Raw genomic sequence first — 503 nt, 5'->3', positions numbered from 1 at the left:
CGCCGATGTTGCAGAGGCTGAGAAGCCCCGTGAAGCCGGCCGCGATCGCCGCGATCCGGGCCTTCTGGCTGGCGTCGAGGGAGGCGAAGGGGGTGTCGAGCCCGATGAGGTGGCCGCCGAACATCTCCTGCAGCATCGGCGAGGCCATGCCGATGACGCCGATGCCCGCCGACACGTTGAGGCAGAGCGCCGCCCAGATCAGCCAGAACTGCGGGGTCCGGGTCGCCACGTCGAGGTCGACGTTGCTGGAGGAGACCATGGCGCTCTTCATCGTAGCCGGCGGCGTCCAGCCGGCCGGCGTCCAGCCCTCGCGGGGCACCCGGTAGCCCAGCGCCCCGGCGACCATGAACACCGCGTAGATCGCGGCCATCGCCACGAAGGTCTGCCAGACGCCGACGGAGGTCGGGGTCGCGAACTGGCGCATCAGCCAGTCGGCGAGCGGCGCGCCGATCATGGCGCCGCCGCCGAAGCCCATGATCGCCATGCCGGTGGCCATGCCGCGC

1 pseudogene is annotated in these 503 nt (G+C 71.6%); it reads right to left on the bottom strand.

Annotated elements, in window-relative coordinates:
* Window positions 1–503 (bottom strand): annotated as a pseudogene (locus O7B34_RS31950) (MFS transporter); the annotation flags it as partial.

This window comes from Mesorhizobium sp. Cs1299R1N3 (assembly GCF_037179625.1).
Classification (GTDB): Bacteria; Pseudomonadota; Alphaproteobacteria; order Rhizobiales; family Rhizobiaceae; genus Mesorhizobium; species Mesorhizobium salmacidum.
The sequence above is the reverse complement of the archived record's forward strand: the minus strand, read 5'-3'. Positions and strand labels throughout refer to the sequence as shown.